Raw genomic sequence first — 20,221 nt, 5'->3', positions numbered from 1 at the left:
ATTGTTATTAATTTATGAATATTCACAGGATTACAGAATAAAAAGAACAAATTTATACGAAAAAACGCAGTCCTCTAAGGACTACGCTCTCCCACTAACCTATACTGTTTTCTTTACAACACTCATACTTCCAACGATATAAGCGATAAACGCAAAACAAATTGGGAAGACAACCGTATGTATACCGAACGGATTTGGAAAGAAAAGATGGATACACATATATGAGCTTACCCCAACTAAAATAGATGCAAGCGCTCCTGTTGCATTTCCTTTCCTCCAATATAACCCTAATACGATCGGCCAAATGAATGCTGCTTCTAATCCACCGAAAGAAAATAAATTCAACCATATTAAAAAATCAGGTGGTTTAATTGCTGCTGCATAAACGAGCAGTCCTACGATAGCAGTAATCCATAAACTCCCTTTTCTAATCGTACTATCTGCCGCATCTTTATTTATGTAATTTACGTATATATCTTTAATGATTGATGAACTTACAAGTAGCAATAACGAGTTTACTGTAGACATAATCGCTGCCATCGGTGCAGCTAAGAAAACCCCAGCTAGCCACGGTGGCAACACTTCCATCGCGAGTAGCGGCATTACTTTATCTGGTACCGTTATACCTGGAAGTACGACTCGTGCGAACACACCCGTTAAATGCATACCAATCATAATGGTACCCACAACAATCGTCCCAATTATTAACGCTTGATGCATCGCTTTTGAATTTTTATAAGACATGGCACGCACACTAATTTGCGGTAAACCAACAACGCCAATTCCAATTAAAATCCAAAATGATGTCACATATGATTTTGTTAAACTACCATCTGCTCCGAATGGTGTAATTAAATTTGGATTGATTTGAACAAGTTCCTGCATAATCTTTTCAATTCCACCACCGGCAACGACAGTAGCAATTAAAATGATTGTCGTTCCAACTAACATAATGATACCTAATAACGTATCTGATAAAGCAACTGCACGAAATCCACCAATTAATACGTACACAAGTACAGAAAAAGTAAATAAAAATAGTGCTGTTGTATAAGAAAGACCCGTTAGCGACTCGATTAATCGGCCACCGCCGACCCACTGAGCTACTGTTGCTGAAAATAAAAAGATAATAATACATAACGCAGAAAGTATGACAACTGCTTTATTATTATATCTTCCCTTTAAATAATCGATAAGAGTAATGGCTTCCATCTTCCTAGCGATAATTGCAAACTTTTTACCGATAACTGTTAAAACGATATACCCTGTTACAACTTGAATCGCAGATAACAATACCCATCCAAGCCCCATATTGTATGCTATACCAGGGCCACCAATGAAGCTACTAGCACTACCGTACGTAGCAATCATTGTCATTGCTAATAATAAACCACCGAGCTCACGCCCACCTAAAAAATATTCTTGCAAAAATTTATTATGGGCAGTCGCTTGTACACGTCTTGAAGCATATACCCCAATTAAAAATACAACGATAAACGAAATTATCATTGGAATGATTACATACCAATTCATCTATTATTCCTCACTTTTTTCTTCCTCATCGAGTGAAATATCTTGAAATACAAAACGAACAACTAAACTAAGTAAAATAACCATAACGATAAATCCAACGATACAGCTATAAAAAAACCATGCTGGAAAACCAAATACATATGTATATTCACTTGGATTTTTACTACCAAGCCCATAAGCAAATCCGTACCATATTATAAAATTGATAATAGCAAGTCCAAGACCAATTAACGCTTCTCTATGGGCGATTCGAAAGCGTGGATCATCATGATAATTCTTCATTTTTCTCCCTCCTCTCACGATGTATTATTGTACCATTGTTCTTCTAGTTTTTCCTACTAGAAAGCAAAAACAAGCAGGATTTTTTATAATCATATAGAAGACTTTCTTACATTACATATTTTTTACAATTGTAACACAAATGAAATTTGAATTTTCAGTATTTGTTAATTATGATTTTAATTAGAGGCTTTCCATCTAGTTTCCACATCCTTGATTTCGGAATAAACGCCGTCTCGTACTGCGTTTACATTATATTTTCAAGGGGGTTATACAATGAGTCAACTAGCTGTAAATCTTCATGAAAAGGTAGAAAAGTTTCTTCAAGGTACAAAAAAGTTATATGTGAATGGATCCTTCATTGAAAGCGCTTCCAGTAAAACGTTTAACACACCTAACCCAGCAACTGGCGAAACACTTGCCGTCGTTTCTGAAGCTGGTCGCGAAGATATTCATAAAGCTGTCGTTGCAGCTCGCATGGCTTTTGACGAAGGTCCTTGGTCTCGCATGAGCACTGCTGAGCGAAGCCGGCTTATGTACAAGTTAGCTGATTTAATGGAAGAACATAAAGAAGAGCTTGCACAGCTTGAAACGTTAGATAACGGAAAGCCAATCCGTGAAACAATGGCAGCAGACATACCACTTGCAATTGAGCATATGCGCTATTATGCTGGCTGGGCGACGAAAATCGTTGGTCAAACAATCCCTGTTTCCGGTGATTACTTTAACTATACACGTCATGAAGCTGTTGGTGTCGTTGGTCAAATTATCCCTTGGAACTTCCCACTTCTTATGGCAATGTGGAAAATGGGAGCAGCGCTTGCTACAGGATGTACAATCGTTTTAAAACCTGCAGAACAAACTCCACTATCTGCCTTATACTTAGCTGAATTAATTGAAGAAGCTGGATTCCCGAAAGGTGTTATTAATATCGTTCCTGGATTCGGTGAATCAGCTGGACAAGCTCTTGTTAATCATCCACTCGTTGATAAAATTGCATTTACTGGTTCTACTCCAGTCGGTAAGCAAATTATGCGCCAAGCATCTGAAACATTAAAGCGCGTTACACTTGAGTTAGGCGGTAAATCACCAAATATCATCTTGCCAGATGCTGATTTATCTCGCGCGATTCCTGGTGCACTTTCTGGTGTTATGTTTAACCAAGGACAAGTATGCTCTGCTGGATCACGTTTATTTGTTCCGAAGAAAATGTATGATAATGTCATGGCTGACCTTGTCCTTTACTCTAAAAAATTAAATCAAGGTGCTGGCTTAAGTCCAGAAACTACAATCGGTCCTCTCGTTTCCGAAGAACAACAAAAACGTGTAATGGGCTACATCGAAAAAGGGATTGAAGAAGGTGCTGAAGTACTTTGCGGAGGAAGTAATCCATTTGATCAAGGCTACTTCGTTTCTCCTACAGTATTCGCTGACGTAAATGATGAAATGACGATTGCAAAAGAAGAAATTTTCGGTCCAGTTATTTCTGCTATACCGTTTAACGATATTGATGAAGTAATTGAACGTGCAAATAAATCACAATTCGGCTTAGCAGCTGGTGTGTGGACAGAAAATGTTAAAACAGCACACTACGTTGCAAGTAAAGTACGTGCTGGTACAGTATGGGTAAACTGTTATAACGTCTTTGATGCAGCATCTCCATTTGGAGGATTTAAACAATCCGGTCTTGGTCGTGAAATGGGATCTTATGCATTAAATAACTATACAGAAGTGAAGAGCGTTTGGCTTAACTTAAATTAAAGAGAAAGAACCTGACCTATCCGGTCAGGTTCTTTTCATTATGTATGTCTTTAAACTTGCAGTCCCCCGCTCACATTTAATACTTCTCCTGTAATATAGGATGCGTATTCTGATGCTAAGAAGGCAGCTGCGTTCGCAATATCTTCTGGCGTTCCAATTCTACCAACCGGAATCGCGCCGACCATCTTTTCTTTCACTTTATCTGGTATCGTTTTTGTCATATCTGTATCCATAAATCCTGGGCAAATCGCATTACACGTAATACCGAAACTTCCAACTTCTTTCGCTGCCGTTTTCGTTAAACCGACAACTCCAGCTTTCGTTGCAGCATAATTTGCCTGCCCAATATTCCCCTCTCTACTTATAGAAGAAATATTAATAATTCTTCCATATCCTTGTTGTCTCATATAAAGAAGTGCTGGTTGCATGCAATAAAAAACACCGGTTAAGTTTACTTGCAGTACTTGTTCCCAAGAAGACTTCTCCATTTTATGTAACATGGCATCTCTTGTAATTCCAGCGTTATTCACCAAAATATGTAATGTACCGAATTTTTGAACCGCATATTCAATTAACGACTTCGCTTCATTTTGATTACTCACATCACATCGATATAAGCTCACTTCATATCCTTCATCCAAGAACTCACGTGTCGTTTTTTGTAACTTCTCTTCATTTACATCGCTAATTAATACTTTCGCCCCTAGTTTTGCATACACCCTTGCAATCTCTTTTCCAATTCCCTGTGCAGCTCCTGTTACAACAGCTGTTTTCCCGTTTAAAAACTCCATCCCTATCCCCCATTTCTATTACTTATACTGTATATTTCGGCTTTTTCCTTTCCAATTCCTCTTTGCATAAAAAAGTCTATTTGTGTCAAACTAACTTTGCAACGTCGCATAAAGTGCAAGGAGATTGTGTCGAATGAACAAAAAAAATTTCAAACAAAACAAAGCTACTGATGGCATTGATGTAGAGTTCTCTCGTGAACTTGCTGACCACAATGACTTAGAAGCAAACGCACGTGCAAATGCCGCTGATGCACGTCAAAAACGCCAGTCAACAGAAAAATAAGGAAGCACAACCTTATTCTTTTCAACAGGGACCTACTACCCAACAAAATAAACCGAGAGATATCTCTCGGTTTATTTTCTATATTTTTTTATATAATGTGCCAAAGTAAGTAGTGGATATATATGGGCATAGCTATGATATCTAATATAAAACGCACCTGGTAAACCTGTTCCAGTAGGATATCTTTCATTCACATAAGGATTCGAAAGCAAATATGAAACACCTTTTCGAATAGCTGGCGTTTCTGTATCATAGTAAGAAATGAGAGCATCTAACGCCCATGCAGTTTGGGATGGTGTACTAAATGGTAAAGTAACGAACCTTTTCTCCACACTACTGTGGCATGATTCTCCCCAACCACCATCTTCATGCTGTATATGTTCAAGCCATAAAGATGCTCGTTTCAATGAAGGATTGCTAGACGGAATTCCGAGTGACCGTAAACCTGTCATAACAGCCCACGTACCATATATATAACAAATCCCCCATTTCCCATACCATGATCCATTTTCCTCTTGTGCATTCATTAACCAATTTATCGCACTTTGTTTTTGTTTCTCAGGTAATTCATTTTGCGTATATGTCCCGAAAAGCTCTAACACTCTTCCTGTAATATCTGGTGTGGAAGGATCTGTAATCATATCACTTGCATTTTCGATTGGTAAATTTGCTAATAATTTGCTCGTCACACCTTTTTCAAACGCTCCCCAGCCCCCATCATTATTTTGTAATCCTTTAACCCAATTAATCCCTTTCTGCCAAGCATGATCTACCTTTTCGTTTCCTCTACTCCTTGCCAACACTCTTAGTACAGCGGTTGTATCATCAACATCTGGAACTGTCGTATTTACATCCGAAAAACCCCAACCGCCAGGAGTAAGTGCGGGAGCATGTACGCTCCAATCAGCTTTTTTTGTATGCTGTTTTTTTAATAAATATGTTATTGTCTGTTGAATCATCTTGTGATCTTTCGGAACGTGTGCCTCTTGTAACGCATAGCTGAGTAAAGCCGTATCCCATACAGTTGAAGGAGAGTTTTGCAAGTGACTCCCTCTCTCCATCTTCCATATATAAGATGTTATCCCAGCTATAGCCTTTTGAATCAGTGATGATTGAAGAGAATGCCCTAACGCAAGTAAAGCATAAATCATATAAAACGAGGCAGTTGCGTAACTATATAACGTTCCATTTTCATCAATACGCGCTTTCATAAATCGTTCGACTTCCTCATACCCTTTATGATGTAACGAGAGTGGATACGAGATAATTTGTTTTACATCACTTAATAACGTTTGAAACAACGGAGACCGATCCTCCCGAAACCATTCCCCGCCCCCGCCCGCAATGTGATTTAAATTTGGCAATAACTTTTTCCCTACTCGAAACCTTTTATTTAAACACAGCATCATCGGAATTAAATGGATACGTGCTGAACTACTCAATTCAAATATACTGAGGGGGGAATCATTCTGTAGAAACATGATTGGTGTTGGTACATGAAAGAGTGAAGGATATTCATATTCTCCATGAATTGCTAATAAAAACTTCGTCATAAAATGAGCACGCGCCACGCCTCCGCGTTCCTTAATAAAATTTTCCGCTCGCTTCATATTCGCATCTTCTTTTGTATATTTTTTCGATGCGAGTAAGGCGGCATAAGATTGAATGGTAGCTGATAAATTACCCCCCACTTCATCTTCATACAATTTCCATGTTCCTTCATTTGTTTGAAGTGATGCTAATCTTTTTACAAACGGTTCTATCTCTTTATCTCTACCTAATAATTTTAATAAAAAAATCATATGGCAATCTGTTAATGGAGCTCCTTCAAAACAAAATCGCCACGTACCATCTTGCCGTTGCATCGTTTGAAGTGCAGTTGCTCTTCTCGCTATTTCTTCATGCACTTTTTCATATAATAACAAGTTACTCACCCACCCTTTCGAAATCCGTATAACGATATTCAAGAAAGTAGCTGAATATGTATGAATACAAAGAAAAGCAGAACATATAAGATGCTCTGCTTATAAACAATATCCTACTCCGACAATAATCCCTAATAAAGCACCAACTACTACTTCATACGGCGTATGCCCGACAAGTTCATTTAACTTCTTATATTCTGTTTGTCTACCGTGAAAAAACTCATTCAATATTTTCGCCTGTTTACTTACTGCCAGCCTTACTCCTGAAGCGTCATACATAACTATAATGGCAAAAATAGCAGCAATTGCAAATAAAGTACTTTCCACACCTTCCACAACGCCAACACCTGTCGCCAGTGCTGTAACAGTTGAAGCATGAGAACTTGGCATCCCACCTGAAGCGAAAAACTTTGCAAAATCAAATTCACCCGTTTTAAATAATTTAAAGACTACTTTCGTTAATTGTGCTAAAAACCATGAAATTACAGCGGCCATAAGCGGATCGTTATGTAAAATCGTTTCCACGTTCTCAGCTCCCTACTAGCTATAATGGAAATCCTATAGTATCAGTATAAAGAAAAATGCGTAGAAAATACTACGCATTACGATACTTTTGCTGATTTATTTTTTATAAATTTCGGTTGTTTCTGCACTAAGAACTTTGTTTTCGCTACCGAGAATACAACTAATGCAACCCATATACAGAAAAATGCAATCATATGAGTAGATGTGAAATGTTCACCAAATACGAATACACCTAAAATCAAACTAATTGTTGGTGCAATATATTGTAAAAACCCTACCATATAAAGCGGAATAAGTTGGGCTCCTTTTGCAAAATAAAAAAGTGGCAATGCTGTAACAATGCCCGCCCCTATTAATAGTAATGTCGATAACATTGAAATCGAGCCAAATGAGCCGAAACCATGTACTCCTGTCATTACTAAATAAATAATCGCAAACGGCGTCACTAACATCGTTTCCATCGTAAGTCCAATTGTCGCATCATAGTTTAACAATTTTTTCGTTAATCCATATAATCCAAATGAAAGGGCAAGTGATAAAGAAACCCATGGAATAGCCCCGAAACGTACTGTTAAAATGATAACCCCTACTCCAGCTAAACCAACTGCAACGTATTGCCAAAAGTTTAACTTTTCCTTTAAAACGACTGTACCAAGTAAAATACTAATAAGCGGATTAATATAATAGCCAAGACTTGCTTCAATGACATGATTATGATTAACGGCCCATATGTAGACAAACCAGTTTCCGCTAATCAAGACTGAAGCTATTGTTAACGACATTAATAATTTAGGTCGTTTAAAAAGATTCACGAACTCTCCAATAAACTGACGAAATCTCTTCGTAACACCTAATACGATTAACATAAACACGAATGCCCAAACGATGCGGTGTGCTAATATTTCATCTGCTGGGACTTCCTCAACCCATTTCCAATAGATTGGTAGTATTCCCCACATCGTATACGCACCAGCCGCATATATAATACCTTTTTTTTGCTCTGCTGATTGACTCCCCATCTTCCTTTTTCTCCTCTTCTCATTTTTTCTCCATTATACGTTCCCACGTGCTCACTTTACCAATAATCAATCTGCATTTCTTTCGACATTTCTCATACAACGAATAATAAACATACCGTTATTACAACAAGTAACGGTATGCCGAAAACAAATTTCTTTTTATGAGTTTTATGATGAAACATATACATACCAATCCAAGCTCCAACTGCTCCCCCAGCTGCTGCTGATAAAAACAACGTACTTTCTGGCGTTCTCCACTGTTTCTTCTTCGCTTTTCGTTTATCAAGCCCCATAAGGCTAAAAGCTATAACGTTAATCATAATAAAATAAATCCATTTCATCGCTTTCTCCCCCTATGAAAAATTCGCTTAATGGTAACATGAAAAAACGATGGAAACAACTGAAGAACACTTTTTATTAATTCGTTACCTTCATATTTACATAGCCAATCAAAAGACTAATTATAGCTATTAAATAGAAAGATGTTATGGGCAAGATCCTTATATTTCATTCCCTTCACCCACTACCATAGCATCGAAAAAACTTCTCTCAATCACTTTTTCATCAAAGTGAAGAACTACAATTAGCCCTACATATAAAGAAACGAAATTTAAAAACCATTCCCCATTATCATCCTTATTAGCTAAACATTTAAATATCTCTTGAAATTGCATACGCTCGTCTATAGCAACAACCGGTCGCACACCAAAATATTTCAATACGAAATGTAAATCAAGCTGCACGGATAAGGATAAAATATATTTTAATAACTCCGTATAATGAGCAACATTTTTTTGACTATATAACTTCACGAGCTTTTGATGTAAATGAGTAATCGATAATTCTTCATCAGTCATTTTTGTTGCTTCTATCGTTTCAATCATCTTCTTCATATTCATTACATTTACCCCTCCTGTTACAAAACAAAAGCCAAAGCGTATTTATTTTATAATCAGCAATAATTGAGTATTTCTCGTCTCTCTTTCTTCTTCACTAACTAAGTCATACTTTTTTAGAAGATGAAAGACATCATTTAATATTTCCTGTGAATGATTACCTTGCAAAAATCCCTTTACCTCTTTAAAAATCACTTCCGATAAAAAACTCTTTTGGCTCTCAAGCTTATTCATTACATCTTCAATAGAATGATCGATATTACACGCCATAAAAAATTCCTCCTCTATCCTTTATAAATAATATCTTCTGCTAACGATGTAAACACTTCTCCAACAAGAGAATCTTCATCATATACAGATGAACCGCTATTTTCTTCACGTTTTGCAAAAGGTACTTGTGCGATTACTTCTGTTTGCAATTGTTCTGCTAACATTTCCCCGCCGCCTTTTCCGAACAGATAATTTTTCGATCCATCTTGTTCTTCATAATAAGCCATGTTTTCCACAATACCTAAAATCTCGTGTTTCGTATGTTTTGCCATTACGCCTACTCTAGATGCTACGAATGAAGCTACATTATGTGGTGTTGTAACAATAATTTCTTTCGCCTGCGGAATCATTGCTGCAACATCAATAGCAACATCTCCTGTACCAGGTGGTAAATCAAGAAGTAAATAATCTAATTCTCCCCAGTGCGTATTCGCAAGGAAATTTTGAATCCATTTATTTAACATCGGTCCGCGCCACATAACCGGATTATTTCCTTCTGTAAAAAATCCCATAGACATAATTTTAACACCGTGACTAATAACTGGAATTGCTGTTTGATCAATCATCGTTGGTTTTTGATTCGTTTCCATCATAGCTGGAATGCTAAAACCATATATATCTGCATCTAATATCCCCACTTTTTTGCCCATACGAGCTAAAGCTGTTGCAAGATTAATTGTTACAGTTGATTTTCCGACTCCACCTTTTCCGCTCGTTACAGTAAGAAATTGTACTCCTGAATCAGGACGAAGCATGCTTGGCATACCAGTTTCTGTTCTAGTATTTTTCTTTAACTTCTCTGTTAAGACTGCACGTTCTTCTTTTGTCATAGAACTAAATGTTACAGCCACTTTAGAGGCACCAATTGCGTGAAGCGATTCTTCAATATCTTGTTGAATTTTTGATTTTAACGGACACCCTTGAATCGTTAGCACTACTTCAAGTTTAACCTCTGTTCCATTCATTTGTATATTTCTAACCATGTTTAACTCCACAATACTTTTGTGTAATTCTGGATCCTCTACATGTTTTAATGCATTCATTATTTGTTCTTGAGTAAGCATAGAACTCATCCCTTCTCGTATTCGAATTTATATATAGCATCTTCTTATCGTTTCAAGAAACGCTTATTATCCACCACTAACAGGCGGGATGAATGCGACAATATCTCCAGCTCGTATCATCTCTTCATTCGTTACAAACTCTTCATTAACAGCCACCATCACTCTATCAAGCGATTGTAAACTATAGTTTGCTTTGAGCCATTCTTTTAATTGCTGCACTGTCATTTCTTGTTTTTCTGAAATTACGAATCGATCTAATCCGACTTCCTCACGCAAATTTGCAAACAGTAAAATTGTAATCATTTTCTCATTCTTCCTTCTTCGGTTTTCCTGCTGGATATGGTGTATTTTCAAGTTGATCGCCAATCCACATCGTCCCATCTTCCCAAAATTCTTTTTTCCATATTGGGACGATTCGCTTTATACGTTCAATTGCGTATTCATTCGCTTCATAAGCTACTTTACGATGCGGTGATGAAACTGCAATGACTACCGCAATATCCATTATTTCTAGCCGGCCTACTCGGTGAGTAATTGCTACTTTTGCATCCGGCCATCTTTCACTAATTTCTTCACCAATTCTCATAAGTTGCTTTACTGCCATCAGTTTATATGCTTCATACTCTAAATGTAGCGTTCGTTTTCCTTTTGTTAATTCTCTCACTGTACCAATAAAAGTTGTAATCGCACCTGCGTCTCTTCTTGCAACCTTATTTGTTACTTCTTCAACTACAATCGGTATATCTACAATTTCAAATAGCACTTGTCCCATTAGAATCACCTCTCACTTTATAAAATGTCCAAGGCCATTCACTACCTTCGTTATCTTCCAACAAGAGAACATCTACGAACATATCTTTTTTATACCCTCTCGTACCACCTGGAAGTACAATAAATATATTTGTCTCTGCTAGGGAAGAAACTGAGCTAGATTTATCAAACCCTGACGGATAAGCGATTAACTGCCCTTCGTTATATGTTAGTTTTCCTCGTACAAATCTTGTAAATGGATTTGGCTTTAAAAAGTCTTCTCCTAATAACGCTTTTTCTCTTTTTACATGTGCTTTTTCACTAAACATATACGTTCGAATACAAGGTCTTACAAACAATTCAAATCCTACGTAACAAGCAGATGGATTTCCTGATAAACCGAATAATAACTTGCCATTTAATTGCGCTACAGTCGTAACACTTCCTGGCCTCATTGCAACTTTATTGAAAAGAACTGATGCGCCTAATTTTTCATATATAGCTGGCAAATAATCGTAATCCCCTACTGATACACCACCTGTTGTAATGAGCATATCTACTTGGCTTAATGCTTCTTTTACAGCCGTACAACACGTATAAAAATCATCGCTAAACTTCCCAAAATATTTTACTCTTCCGCCTGCTCTTCGGATTTGAGACAATATCATATACGTATTACTATTTCGGATTTTCCCTGGCTGTAATGAATCGTTTACATCCAGTAATTCACTGCCAGTCGCTAATAGTCCAACTACAGGCTTTCTCGCAACTGGCACCTCGCTATACCCGAACGTAGCAAGAAGAGCTGAAATACCTGGATTAATGTATGTTCCTTTCTTTGCAAGAACCATTCCTTTACGAGCATCTTCACCTTGAAAAGAAATATTATCGCCCGTTTTGAATGACCGTTTCAATTCCATATACTTACTGCCAGCCTCCTCATATTGACGAGTCAGCTCTAGCATAACAACCGCATCACATCCACTCGGAATCTGTGCTCCCGTCATAATTCGAACTGCTTGAAACGGACCTACTTTCTCATCGAATAGCGATCCTGCACCAATTCCACCCACTACTTCAAATACAATTGGCGTTTCATAACTTGCTAAATTCGTATCTTCTGCTCTAATAGCAAACCCGTCATACGGTGAACGATTAAATGACGGCACATCATGGTCAGCTACTAAATCCTCTACTAATATACGTCCGTAAGCTAATTCAATAGGTAGTAGCTCCTTTAAGCCGTTATGAGCAAATCCCATCACTTTACGAACAGCCTCTTCAACTGTGATTGGTACTCTTCTTTCCATTGTTGACAACCCTTTCTATTAGCCGAATACGCGATAATATAGTTGTTTCGCTTTCGAAATATCATTTGTGCCATGAATAAAAACACGACCATCCCGAAAAACAACGATGCGGTACTCATCTAATTGGCAAGATAGTAAATACGGATTCCGATCTACTTCCCCCACTTTTTTTAATACTTTTTCTATATCATCAAAATTGTATTTTCTATTGTCTACTGGTCTAATTTGAACTGTATTTCTTCCGCATAAAGCAGCTACCTTCGTTTGATTTTCGTATAATAAATAAGGATAAATGCGATTCAAACCGCATGAAGAGCAATTGTCTGTCTTGATTTTCCCTAGTTTTATAAAATGGTTTTGATTACTCCATATATCAAATATGAAAAATGTTTTTCTAATTGCTGCAAAATCTTCTACTAAAATTTTGAGTGCTTCCGCCACTTGATATGCTGCGACGATTTGTACAGTCGGGCTAATAATTCCAGCTGTATCACACGTCACACCTGTAACTGGAACGTTCTTCAGCACACAATGTAAACACGGTGTCTCTTGCGGAATAATTGTACAACTCATACCGTACGAGCCAACGCAAGAACCATATACCCATGGGATATTATGTTTTTGTGATAAGTCATTTATTATAAATCGGATATCGAAATTATCTGTTGCATCAATGATTACATCGACATTTTCTAATAGCCCTTCCAAGTTTTCTACACACGCATCCATTACGAAAGCATGTATTTGTACTTCCGAATTAAGTTTTTCTAGCCGATTTTTAGCAGCGATTGCTTTTGGCAATTTCTCTCTTGCATCTTGTTCAGAGTACAATTGTTGCCTTTGTAAATTACTCCATTCAACGTAATCACGATCTATGATCGTCAACTTGCCAATACCTGCACGTACGAAACTTTCGGCACTTGCACTTCCTAATGCGCCTACTCCTACAATTAACACATGTTTATTTCGAATTTTTTCTTGCCCTCTACTCCCAATTGGTTTAAACAAATGTTGTCGTGAATACCGCTCAGCCATTACATACCCTTCCTCTCACGAACTCTATTTCATATTAGAATGTTGTTTTTGATAACAAGCAAAGTACGCAAATCCAACAAAACCAGCTCCGCCAATTACATTTCCGATAAAGACAGGAACAAAATTTTTAGCAAGATCCATCCATGTGAGATGACCTGCAAAAATAACTGCTGAGATGACAAACATATTTGCTACCACTTGCTGAAACCCAATCACTACAAATGCCATAATGGGAATCCAAATTCCGATTATTTTTCCGACAAAATCACTCGTCCCATAAGCGAGCCAAAGCGCCAAACAAACGAGCCAATTACACCCAATTGCTAAAATTAAAGTTCTTCCAAAAGTTTCATGTAACTTGCCTTCTGCTATCGCTACCGTTTTATTTAAATAATCCCCCTCTGTTAATCCGCCAAGATGACCGAAACAATACGCTACGAAAATAGCTCCTACAAAATTCATGAAAGTAATCCAAATCCAGTTATTTAGTACACTAACCAATGTAATTTTCTTTGCATATAGCGCCATAGACAGTGACATCATATTTCCGGTAATTAATTCTCCTCCCGCTAATACAACGAGCATGAGTCCAACAGGAAAAACCGCTCCTCCTAAAACATTTACTAAACTCCCCCAGCGCTCAGGCAAATTACCTAAAACGCGAATGTTAAGTAAAAAACCTAGCGAAATAAACGCTCCTCCTAAAAAACCGAGAATAAGCATTGCTGGCAAGGTCTGACTTACTTTTTGAACACCGGCCTCAATGACAAGCTCAGCAATTTGTTCCGGTTTATGAAATGCCATTACTAATTCCTCCATTTTCTCCAAATAAAAAAGCAGCTTCAAAAAACCTCCTCAAAATAAAGGTTTTTGAATGCTGCTTAATTTCTCTGCACATCTTTTACAGAGAGATCAACCATCACTTTTACTATAAAATAGAAAATCTACAACCGTTGCACATCTTCCATTTTGTATATACTTCATCATATTGTCACTTATATATATCAACCACCAATATGTGACATTTCAATTTTAGGTGCTCTTTTTTTACTTGTATGACTTAAGCGTTCATCTGAATAACGATCTTCTCGTTTGTTCCATATATCGCGTACGACATCTGTTATTTCCTCGTCAGTGTATTCTGATCGAAGCAGTTCTCTCAAATCATTTCCTTTAGAAGCGAACAAACAAGTATATAATTTTCCTTCTGCAGAAATACGAGCTCTCGTACATGAGGAGCAGAAGGAGTCTGTTACTGATGAAATAATACCTATTTCTTCATCACTTCCAATATAACGATAGCGAGTCGCAACCTCTCCTGCATAATTCGCTTCTATTCGTTCTAATGGCATAACTTGATGAATCGTATCTACTATTTCTTGTTTAGAGACAACCTCTTTTAAATCCCAACCGTTATAATTTCCAACGTCCATATACTCAATAAAACGAAGAATATGTTTATTTTCCTTAAAGTATTGCGCCATCTGCAAGATATCCTGTTCGTTTTTCCCCTTTTGAACGACCATGTTTATTTTAATTTTCATACCGACTTCAGCTGCAGCTTGTATTCCTTCCAGAACCCTTTGTACTTTGCTTCTATTACCATTCAAATAGAAAAACCGCTCTTCTTCTAAGGAATCTAAACTAACTGTCACACGTGATAAACCCGCCTTATATAAATCAGGAGCAAACTTTTTAAGTAACGATCCATTAGTTGTTAAACCGATATCCTCCACACCATCTATTTTATTCAGGCGCTCGATAAGCTGCGGAAGACCTCTTCGAAGTAACGGTTCTCCGCCTGTAATCCGTAATTTTCTAACACCTAAAGAAACGAAAATACGCGTTATCCTTTCAATTTCATCAAAAGATAAAATTTTATCATTAGACAAAAACGAGTAATCAGGACCAAATATTTCTTCTGGCATACAATATCGACAGCGAAAATTACAGCGATCAGTAACTGAAATACGTAAATCCTTTAACGGACGTTGTAGTTTGTCTAATGTGACAGATTTCATATTTATTGCCTCGCTTTTACTTATTTTATATTTAAAACACGCTCCGGATGCGTATATACATTTAAGGATTCATTCCGAATAAATCCTATCGTAGTAATACCTAATTCTTCAGCTAGCTGTAAAGCCAACTCAGTTGGAGCTGATTTTGACAGTATAATTTCACAACCAATTTTTGCAACTTTCAATAATATTTCCGAAGAAATACGACCGCTAAAAACAATGATTTTATCTCTTATAGAAATATTATTTTTTAAACAATAACCGTAAATTTTATCTAACGCATTATGCCTTCCGATATCCATTCGACTTAAAATAATACCATTCACATTGCACAAAGACGCATTATGAACGCCGCCTGTATGACGAAATGTCTCCGCAGATTGCTGCATTTCTTTCATTAATCGAAAACAGTCTTCTGCAGTAACCTGTACATGGACGCCATTCATTTTCTTTGCGCTTAGTGCATCATTTGCAAAAACAAATCCTTGTCTACTCATACCACAGCATGAAGTAATATAACGTTTATTTTGCATTTGTTCGTAATACGGATTTACTTTTGCCGTCGTGACATGTACAAATCCTTCTTTCTCTTGTACCCATATGTCATCAATATCTTCATACTTCCGAATGATTCCTTCAGATGCTAAGAAGCCTATTACCATATCTTCTATATATTCTGGAGTACTAACCATTGTAACAAACTCCTGTCCGTTCATTTTAATCGTGACTGGAAACTCTGTTACAATGCTGTCCTCTATATGTTTAAACGCCCCTTGTTCATAACGAAAGATTTCTCTTTCTACCTGTATCGGTTTCACGATCAGTATCCTTCTCTCACGTTATATTTTTATCAAAAACAAATACCGAAACTGCAATATCTTCTTCTACTTTCATATCTGAAAACAAATTCACTAATTTCGCTCCAACAAGTTCCTCCAAATGTTCACGGGAATTTGCAGCATACACTTCTTGAATCATTTTCGTTCTAGCCATATGAACCATTTCCGCACCGTCCATCGTACTTGAAATGAATTTTTCAGTAGGTGTTAAGTTTCCGTAAAGAGTCGCAATCGCCATATTTTCAGCGAAAACAGTATGAATTCGTTCTGGCCCTTTTCCGAAAAGTTCCTTTCGAAGTTTTCGAATCATATCATTAAATTCATGTACTTTTTTTGACATACAATTATACCTCCCAAAAAACCTCATTTTACTTTATTATATATTTTACCAAAATGAGCCTTCCGCCCAAACTATTTCGTACAAACATTTGGGCGAAAAGGTTCACTTCATGAAGTTTATTTTTCTTTTAATCCTTTTCCCATACCTTTTAAGAAATGAAGCCCAAACCCAATAGCACGGTTAATATCTGGGTCTTTCAATACTTTCATAAGATCGAATACCCCTACTTTTTTATTACTCTCTAGATGTTCATTACCTTTTTCTAGCCCTACTAATAAGCTACCTATAAGCTTTTTCGTAAGCTCCGGATCAAGTTCTGTTAAAGCACCCGCAGCCCCCATCATATTATTAATTAAATTTGTAACGGGCGCACGAGTCACTTGACCAAGAACAATCTTTGCGATTGGTTCTTTCGCCTTTAGCATAGAATTTGCTGCTTCTAGCATGCCAATATCATTCAATTCCCCTACTATATTAAACATTTGATTTAGAGCGTCTTCATTATTAGCTAGAAGCTCTTTTAAATCATCTAATTTTTGCTGTTTTACTTCTTCCTCAGTTAATTCTTGTTTTTGAATCATTTTTATAGGTGCAGCCATATTTTTCTCCTCCTACTTATCCGTTAAATGCACATACCCTGGACGTGCCCACTTACGATGTACCTCAATGCCAGATTGAGGATGACGTTTTTTATTACGCGGGTTCGCTTTTGGCATCGGATTTTCGCCATCAACTTCCAGCACTTCCATACGCACTTTCGTCTGTTTATAAGCAGGTGTGTTCGTACGCGTATCAACGGCAGGACCTGTTAAGAAATTAATTGCTGTTTCATTATCTGTAGAGTTCATCGGTAAATATAACTCATTCGCTTTTACACGATCTGTTACAAGTGCACGTAATTTTAACGCTCCAAACGGAGAGACAAGACGGACTAATGAACCAGTTTTTACTCCACGTTCTTTTGCAAGTGCTGGAGAAACTTCAACGAAAACGCCAGGCACTTTCGTTTGAATACCTGTTGATTTATTTGTCATATTCCCTTCATGGAAGTGCTCAAGCATACGACCATTGTTAATATGAAGGTCGAACTCAGCTGGGAATTCAGCTGGGCGCACCCAGTCAGCAATCGCAAAACGAGCTTTTTTATCCGGGAAGTTAAATCCATCTTGGAAAAGAAGCGGTGTATTCGTTCCATCAAAACTTCCCCAATGGAAACTATTCCATCCTTCCAATACTTCATAGTTTGCTTGTGAAAATAGTGGTGATAAACTTGCCATTTCAGCAAAAATTTCACTTGGATGACTATAACTCCAGTTTGCACCTAATTTATTCGCAACTTCCTGCACAATCCACCAGTCTGGCTTCGCATCTCCAAGCGTAGGAAGAACTTGATATAGTCTTTGAACACGACGCTCTGTATTTGTGAAAGTACCTTCTTTTTCAAGAGATGGCGCTGCTGGTAATACAACATCTGCATATTGAGCCGTTTTAGATAAGAAAACATCTTGCACAACGAAGAAATCAAGGCTTGATAATACTTCATGTACATGATTCGCATTAGAGTCTACAAGAGCCATGTCTTCTCCGACAAGATACATAGCTTTCATTTTCCCTTCGTCAATCGCGTGAAGCATTTCAATATTATTCAGACCTGGTTCGCTATTAATTTTCACTCCATAAGCCATTTCAAATTTCGCACGTTCTATATCGTTCGTAACGTGTTGATATCCAGGAAGCCATCCTGGTAAAGTACCCATATCACAAGCACCTTGTACGTTATTATGACCTCGAAGCGGATATGCACCAGCGCCTGGACGACGATAATTACCTGTTGCAAGTAGTAAGTTTGAAATCGCAGCGGAAGTATCAGATCCACCTGTATTTTGCGTTACCCCCATTCCCCAAAGGATACATGTACCATCTGCATCACGAATCATTTCAGCCATTTGAATCAGTGTTTCTTTTGAAATACCAGTCATTTCTTCTGCATATTCAAGTGTATATGCTGTAAGGCTCTCTTTGAAATCTTCAAAGAAATTTACATTCTCATCAATAAATCGTTGATCGTGCCAGCCTTGATCAATCATATATTTCGTAACAGCCATTAACCATACTTGATCTGTTCCTTGTTTTGGACTAATAAAGACATCTGAACGCTCTGCCATTTCTGTTTTACGAAGATCAGCCACAATTAATTTTTGTCCGTGTAATTTATGTGCACGTTTAATACGTGTAGCTAAAACAGGATGACCTTCTGTCGGATTACAACCTACAATAATAACAAGACCAGATTGTGCAATATCTTTAATCGTTCCAGCATCTCCGCCCATACCAATTGTACGGAATAATCCGTCTGTCGCTGGTGATTGACAATAACGTGAGCAGTTATCAATATTATTCGTTTCAAATACTTGTCGAGCTAATTTTTGAATCACATAATTATCTTCATTCGTAATTTTAGATGAAGAAATAAAACCGATAGCATCTTTACCGTACTCTTCTTTAATCGATCCTAATTTACTTGCAACTACATTCAACGCTTCTTCCCATGTTGATTCAACAAACGTTCCATTTTTACGAATTAAAGGTTTCGTAATTCGTTCTTTAGAATTTACGAAATCCCAACCAAATTTTCCTTTTACACAAGTAGAAATTGCGTTAACTGGCGCATCAGAAGAAGGTTGTACTTTAAGAATTTTACGCCCTTTCGTCCACACTTCAAATGAACAACCTACACCACAAAATGTACATACTGTTTTCGTTTTCTTCGTACGAGTATCACGCATGGCCGCTTCCACTTCTGATACCGCAAAAATACCGCTATATCCAGGCTCTACTTCTTTAATTAAATCTACCATCGGTTCAAGAATATCTGGCTTTAGTCCCGTCATAAATCCAGCTTCACCGAGCATCGTTTTCTCCATTAAAGCGTTACAAGGACAAATGGTTACACATTGACCACAACTAACGCATGAAGAATCATTAATATTTACTCCTTCATCCCAAATCACTCGTGGGCGTTCCGCTTCCCAGTCTATCGATAATGTTTCATTTACTTGTAAGTTTTGACACACCTCTACACATTGACCACATGCAATACATTGATTCGGGTCATAACGATAAAACGGATGCGTCATATCAACTTCACTTACATCTACTTTCGGTTCATAAGGATATTTTTGATGTTCAATTTCCATTAATTCTGCTGTATTATGCAGTTTACAGTTCCCATTGTTGTTGTCACATACTGTACAGTATAATAAATGATTTTCTAATAACCGATCCATCGCCTCTGTTTGTGCTTCTTTCGCACGAGTAGAGTTACGTTCAATGTTCATACCTTCTGTCGCTACTGTCGAACAAGAGCGCATTAACTTTCCGTCAACTTCTACAATACAAGTGTCACATGTTTGAATAGGATCTACTTCTGGCACGTAACAAATTTGCGGATGTTCAATCCCGTTCTCATTTATAACACCCAATATCGTTGAACCGGGCTCCGCTGTATACTTTTTTCCGTCAATTGTAATATGAACCATGTTGTTATTCATGGTCTTTCCCCCTTTTTGAGAATAAAAAA

Annotated in this window: 22 protein-coding genes; 2 read left to right on the top strand and 20 right to left on the bottom strand. The window is 37.4% G+C overall.

The features are described 5' to 3' along the window. Positions 1-99: 99 nt before the first annotated feature. A complete protein-coding gene (gene panF / locus QCI73_RS10135; RefSeq protein ID WP_262725535.1) occupies positions 100-1,533 on the bottom strand; it encodes a sodium/pantothenate symporter in 1,434 nt (477 codons plus the stop codon). 3 nt (positions 1,534-1,536) lie between these two features. Next, positions 1,537-1,815, bottom strand: a complete 279-nt coding sequence (locus QCI73_RS10130; protein WP_000800722.1) for a YhdT family protein — start codon at positions 1,813-1,815, stop codon at positions 1,537-1,539. 273 nt (positions 1,816-2,088) lie between these two features. Here QCI73_RS10130 and dhaS point away from each other — a divergent pair, with 273 nt between their 5' ends. Continuing rightward, positions 2,089-3,573 (top strand): aldehyde dehydrogenase DhaS, encoded by a 1,485-nt coding sequence (gene dhaS, locus QCI73_RS10125; RefSeq protein WP_353822834.1) that lies wholly within the window; start codon positions 2,089-2,091, stop codon positions 3,571-3,573. 50 nt (positions 3,574-3,623) lie between these two features. Here dhaS and fabG read toward each other — a convergent pair whose 3' ends face one another. Then, the gene (gene fabG, locus QCI73_RS10120) at positions 3,624-4,364 is read right to left on the bottom strand and encodes a 3-oxoacyl-ACP reductase FabG (RefSeq protein ID WP_000395025.1); all 741 of its coding nucleotides are present in this window, start codon (positions 4,362-4,364) and stop codon (positions 3,624-3,626) included. A gap of 133 nt (positions 4,365-4,497) precedes the next feature. On the opposite strand from fabG, the gene QCI73_RS10115 reads away from it, so the two are divergent. Continuing rightward, positions 4,498-4,647 (top strand): YfhD family protein, encoded by a 150-nt coding sequence (locus QCI73_RS10115; protein ID WP_001035808.1) that lies wholly within the window; start codon positions 4,498-4,500, stop codon positions 4,645-4,647. 71 nt (positions 4,648-4,718) lie between these two features. Here the strand turns inward: QCI73_RS10115 and QCI73_RS10110 are convergent, their stop codons facing one another. The 17 genes from QCI73_RS10110 to fdhF all read right to left on the bottom strand — a co-directional run bounded on the left by QCI73_RS10110 (position 4,719) and on the right by fdhF (position 20,192). Then, positions 4,719-6,572 (bottom strand): terpene cyclase/mutase family protein, encoded by a 1,854-nt coding sequence (locus QCI73_RS10110; protein ID WP_327922796.1) that lies wholly within the window; start codon positions 6,570-6,572, stop codon positions 4,719-4,721. Between the two features lie 99 nt (positions 6,573-6,671). Next, the gene (locus QCI73_RS10105) at positions 6,672-7,097 is read right to left on the bottom strand and encodes a divergent PAP2 family protein (RefSeq protein ID WP_000447815.1); all 426 of its coding nucleotides are present in this window, start codon (positions 7,095-7,097) and stop codon (positions 6,672-6,674) included. 77 nt (positions 7,098-7,174) lie between these two features. Then, complete coding sequence (gene rarD / locus QCI73_RS10100; RefSeq protein ID WP_000535532.1) at positions 7,175-8,116, bottom strand: EamA family transporter RarD; 942 nt, start codon at positions 8,114-8,116, stop codon at positions 7,175-7,177. A 92-nt stretch (positions 8,117-8,208) separates the two neighbouring features. After that, positions 8,209-8,457 (bottom strand): DUF1294 domain-containing protein, encoded by a 249-nt coding sequence (locus tag QCI73_RS10095; protein ID WP_000871342.1) that lies wholly within the window; start codon positions 8,455-8,457, stop codon positions 8,209-8,211. Positions 8,458-8,616: 159 nt separating this feature from the next. Then, the gene (locus QCI73_RS10090) at positions 8,617-9,015 is read right to left on the bottom strand and encodes a hypothetical protein (protein WP_044793363.1); all 399 of its coding nucleotides are present in this window, start codon (positions 9,013-9,015) and stop codon (positions 8,617-8,619) included. 42 nt (positions 9,016-9,057) lie between these two features. Further along, entirely contained in the window at positions 9,058-9,282 is a 225-nt protein-coding gene (locus tag QCI73_RS10085; RefSeq protein ID WP_070806650.1) for a group-specific protein, read from the bottom strand. Positions 9,283-9,296: 14 nt separating this feature from the next. Further along, positions 9,297-10,346: a P-loop NTPase gene (locus tag QCI73_RS10080; protein ID WP_000957502.1), complete on the bottom strand. Its 1,050-nt coding sequence runs from the start codon at positions 10,344-10,346 to the stop codon at positions 9,297-9,299. Positions 10,347-10,412: 66 nt separating this feature from the next. Then, positions 10,413-10,649 (bottom strand): molybdopterin converting factor subunit 1, encoded by a 237-nt coding sequence (gene moaD / locus QCI73_RS10075; RefSeq protein ID WP_000628477.1) that lies wholly within the window; start codon positions 10,647-10,649, stop codon positions 10,413-10,415. A 4-nt stretch (positions 10,650-10,653) separates the two neighbouring features. Next, entirely contained in the window at positions 10,654-11,118 is a 465-nt protein-coding gene (gene moaE / locus QCI73_RS10070; protein WP_327922794.1) for a molybdopterin synthase catalytic subunit MoaE, read from the bottom strand. Beyond that, positions 11,099-12,406 carry a molybdopterin molybdotransferase MoeA gene (gene moeA / locus QCI73_RS10065; protein ID WP_353822833.1) on the bottom strand — a complete coding sequence of 436 codons (1,308 nt, stop codon included), beginning with the start codon at positions 12,404-12,406 and terminating at the stop codon, positions 11,099-11,101. Before moeA ends, moaE begins: the two co-directional genes overlap by 20 nt. A gap of 18 nt (positions 12,407-12,424) precedes the next feature. Further along, a complete protein-coding gene (locus QCI73_RS10060) occupies positions 12,425-13,441 on the bottom strand; it encodes a molybdopterin-synthase adenylyltransferase MoeB (RefSeq protein WP_000840942.1) in 1,017 nt (338 codons plus the stop codon). Between the two features lie 24 nt (positions 13,442-13,465). Next, positions 13,466-14,245 carry a formate channel gene (locus QCI73_RS10055; RefSeq protein WP_327923067.1) on the bottom strand — a complete coding sequence of 260 codons (780 nt, stop codon included), beginning with the start codon at positions 14,243-14,245 and terminating at the stop codon, positions 13,466-13,468. A gap of 200 nt (positions 14,246-14,445) precedes the next feature. Next, a complete protein-coding gene (gene moaA / locus QCI73_RS10050; protein WP_000844136.1) occupies positions 14,446-15,462 on the bottom strand; it encodes a GTP 3',8-cyclase MoaA in 1,017 nt (338 codons plus the stop codon). A gap of 20 nt (positions 15,463-15,482) precedes the next feature. Then, complete coding sequence (fdhD, locus tag QCI73_RS10045) at positions 15,483-16,280, bottom strand: formate dehydrogenase accessory sulfurtransferase FdhD (RefSeq protein WP_000802674.1); 798 nt, start codon at positions 16,278-16,280, stop codon at positions 15,483-15,485. Positions 16,281-16,296: 16 nt separating this feature from the next. Next, positions 16,297-16,641 (bottom strand): Na-translocating system protein MpsC family protein, encoded by a 345-nt coding sequence (locus QCI73_RS10040; RefSeq protein ID WP_000039582.1) that lies wholly within the window; start codon positions 16,639-16,641, stop codon positions 16,297-16,299. 116 nt (positions 16,642-16,757) lie between these two features. Beyond that, positions 16,758-17,240 carry a helical membrane plugin domain-containing protein gene (locus QCI73_RS10035; protein ID WP_327922791.1) on the bottom strand — a complete coding sequence of 161 codons (483 nt, stop codon included), beginning with the start codon at positions 17,238-17,240 and terminating at the stop codon, positions 16,758-16,760. A gap of 12 nt (positions 17,241-17,252) precedes the next feature. Then, positions 17,253-20,192, bottom strand: a complete 2,940-nt coding sequence (gene fdhF, locus QCI73_RS10030) for a formate dehydrogenase subunit alpha (RefSeq protein WP_262725546.1) — start codon at positions 20,190-20,192, stop codon at positions 17,253-17,255. Positions 20,193-20,221 lie beyond the last annotated feature (29 nt).

Origin of the sequence: Bacillus cereus group sp. MG16 (genome assembly GCF_040459875.1) — a bacterium.
GTDB lineage: Bacteria > Bacillota > Bacilli > Bacillales > Bacillaceae_G > Bacillus_A > Bacillus_A paranthracis.
This window is presented reverse-complemented; position numbering and strand designations above follow the sequence as displayed.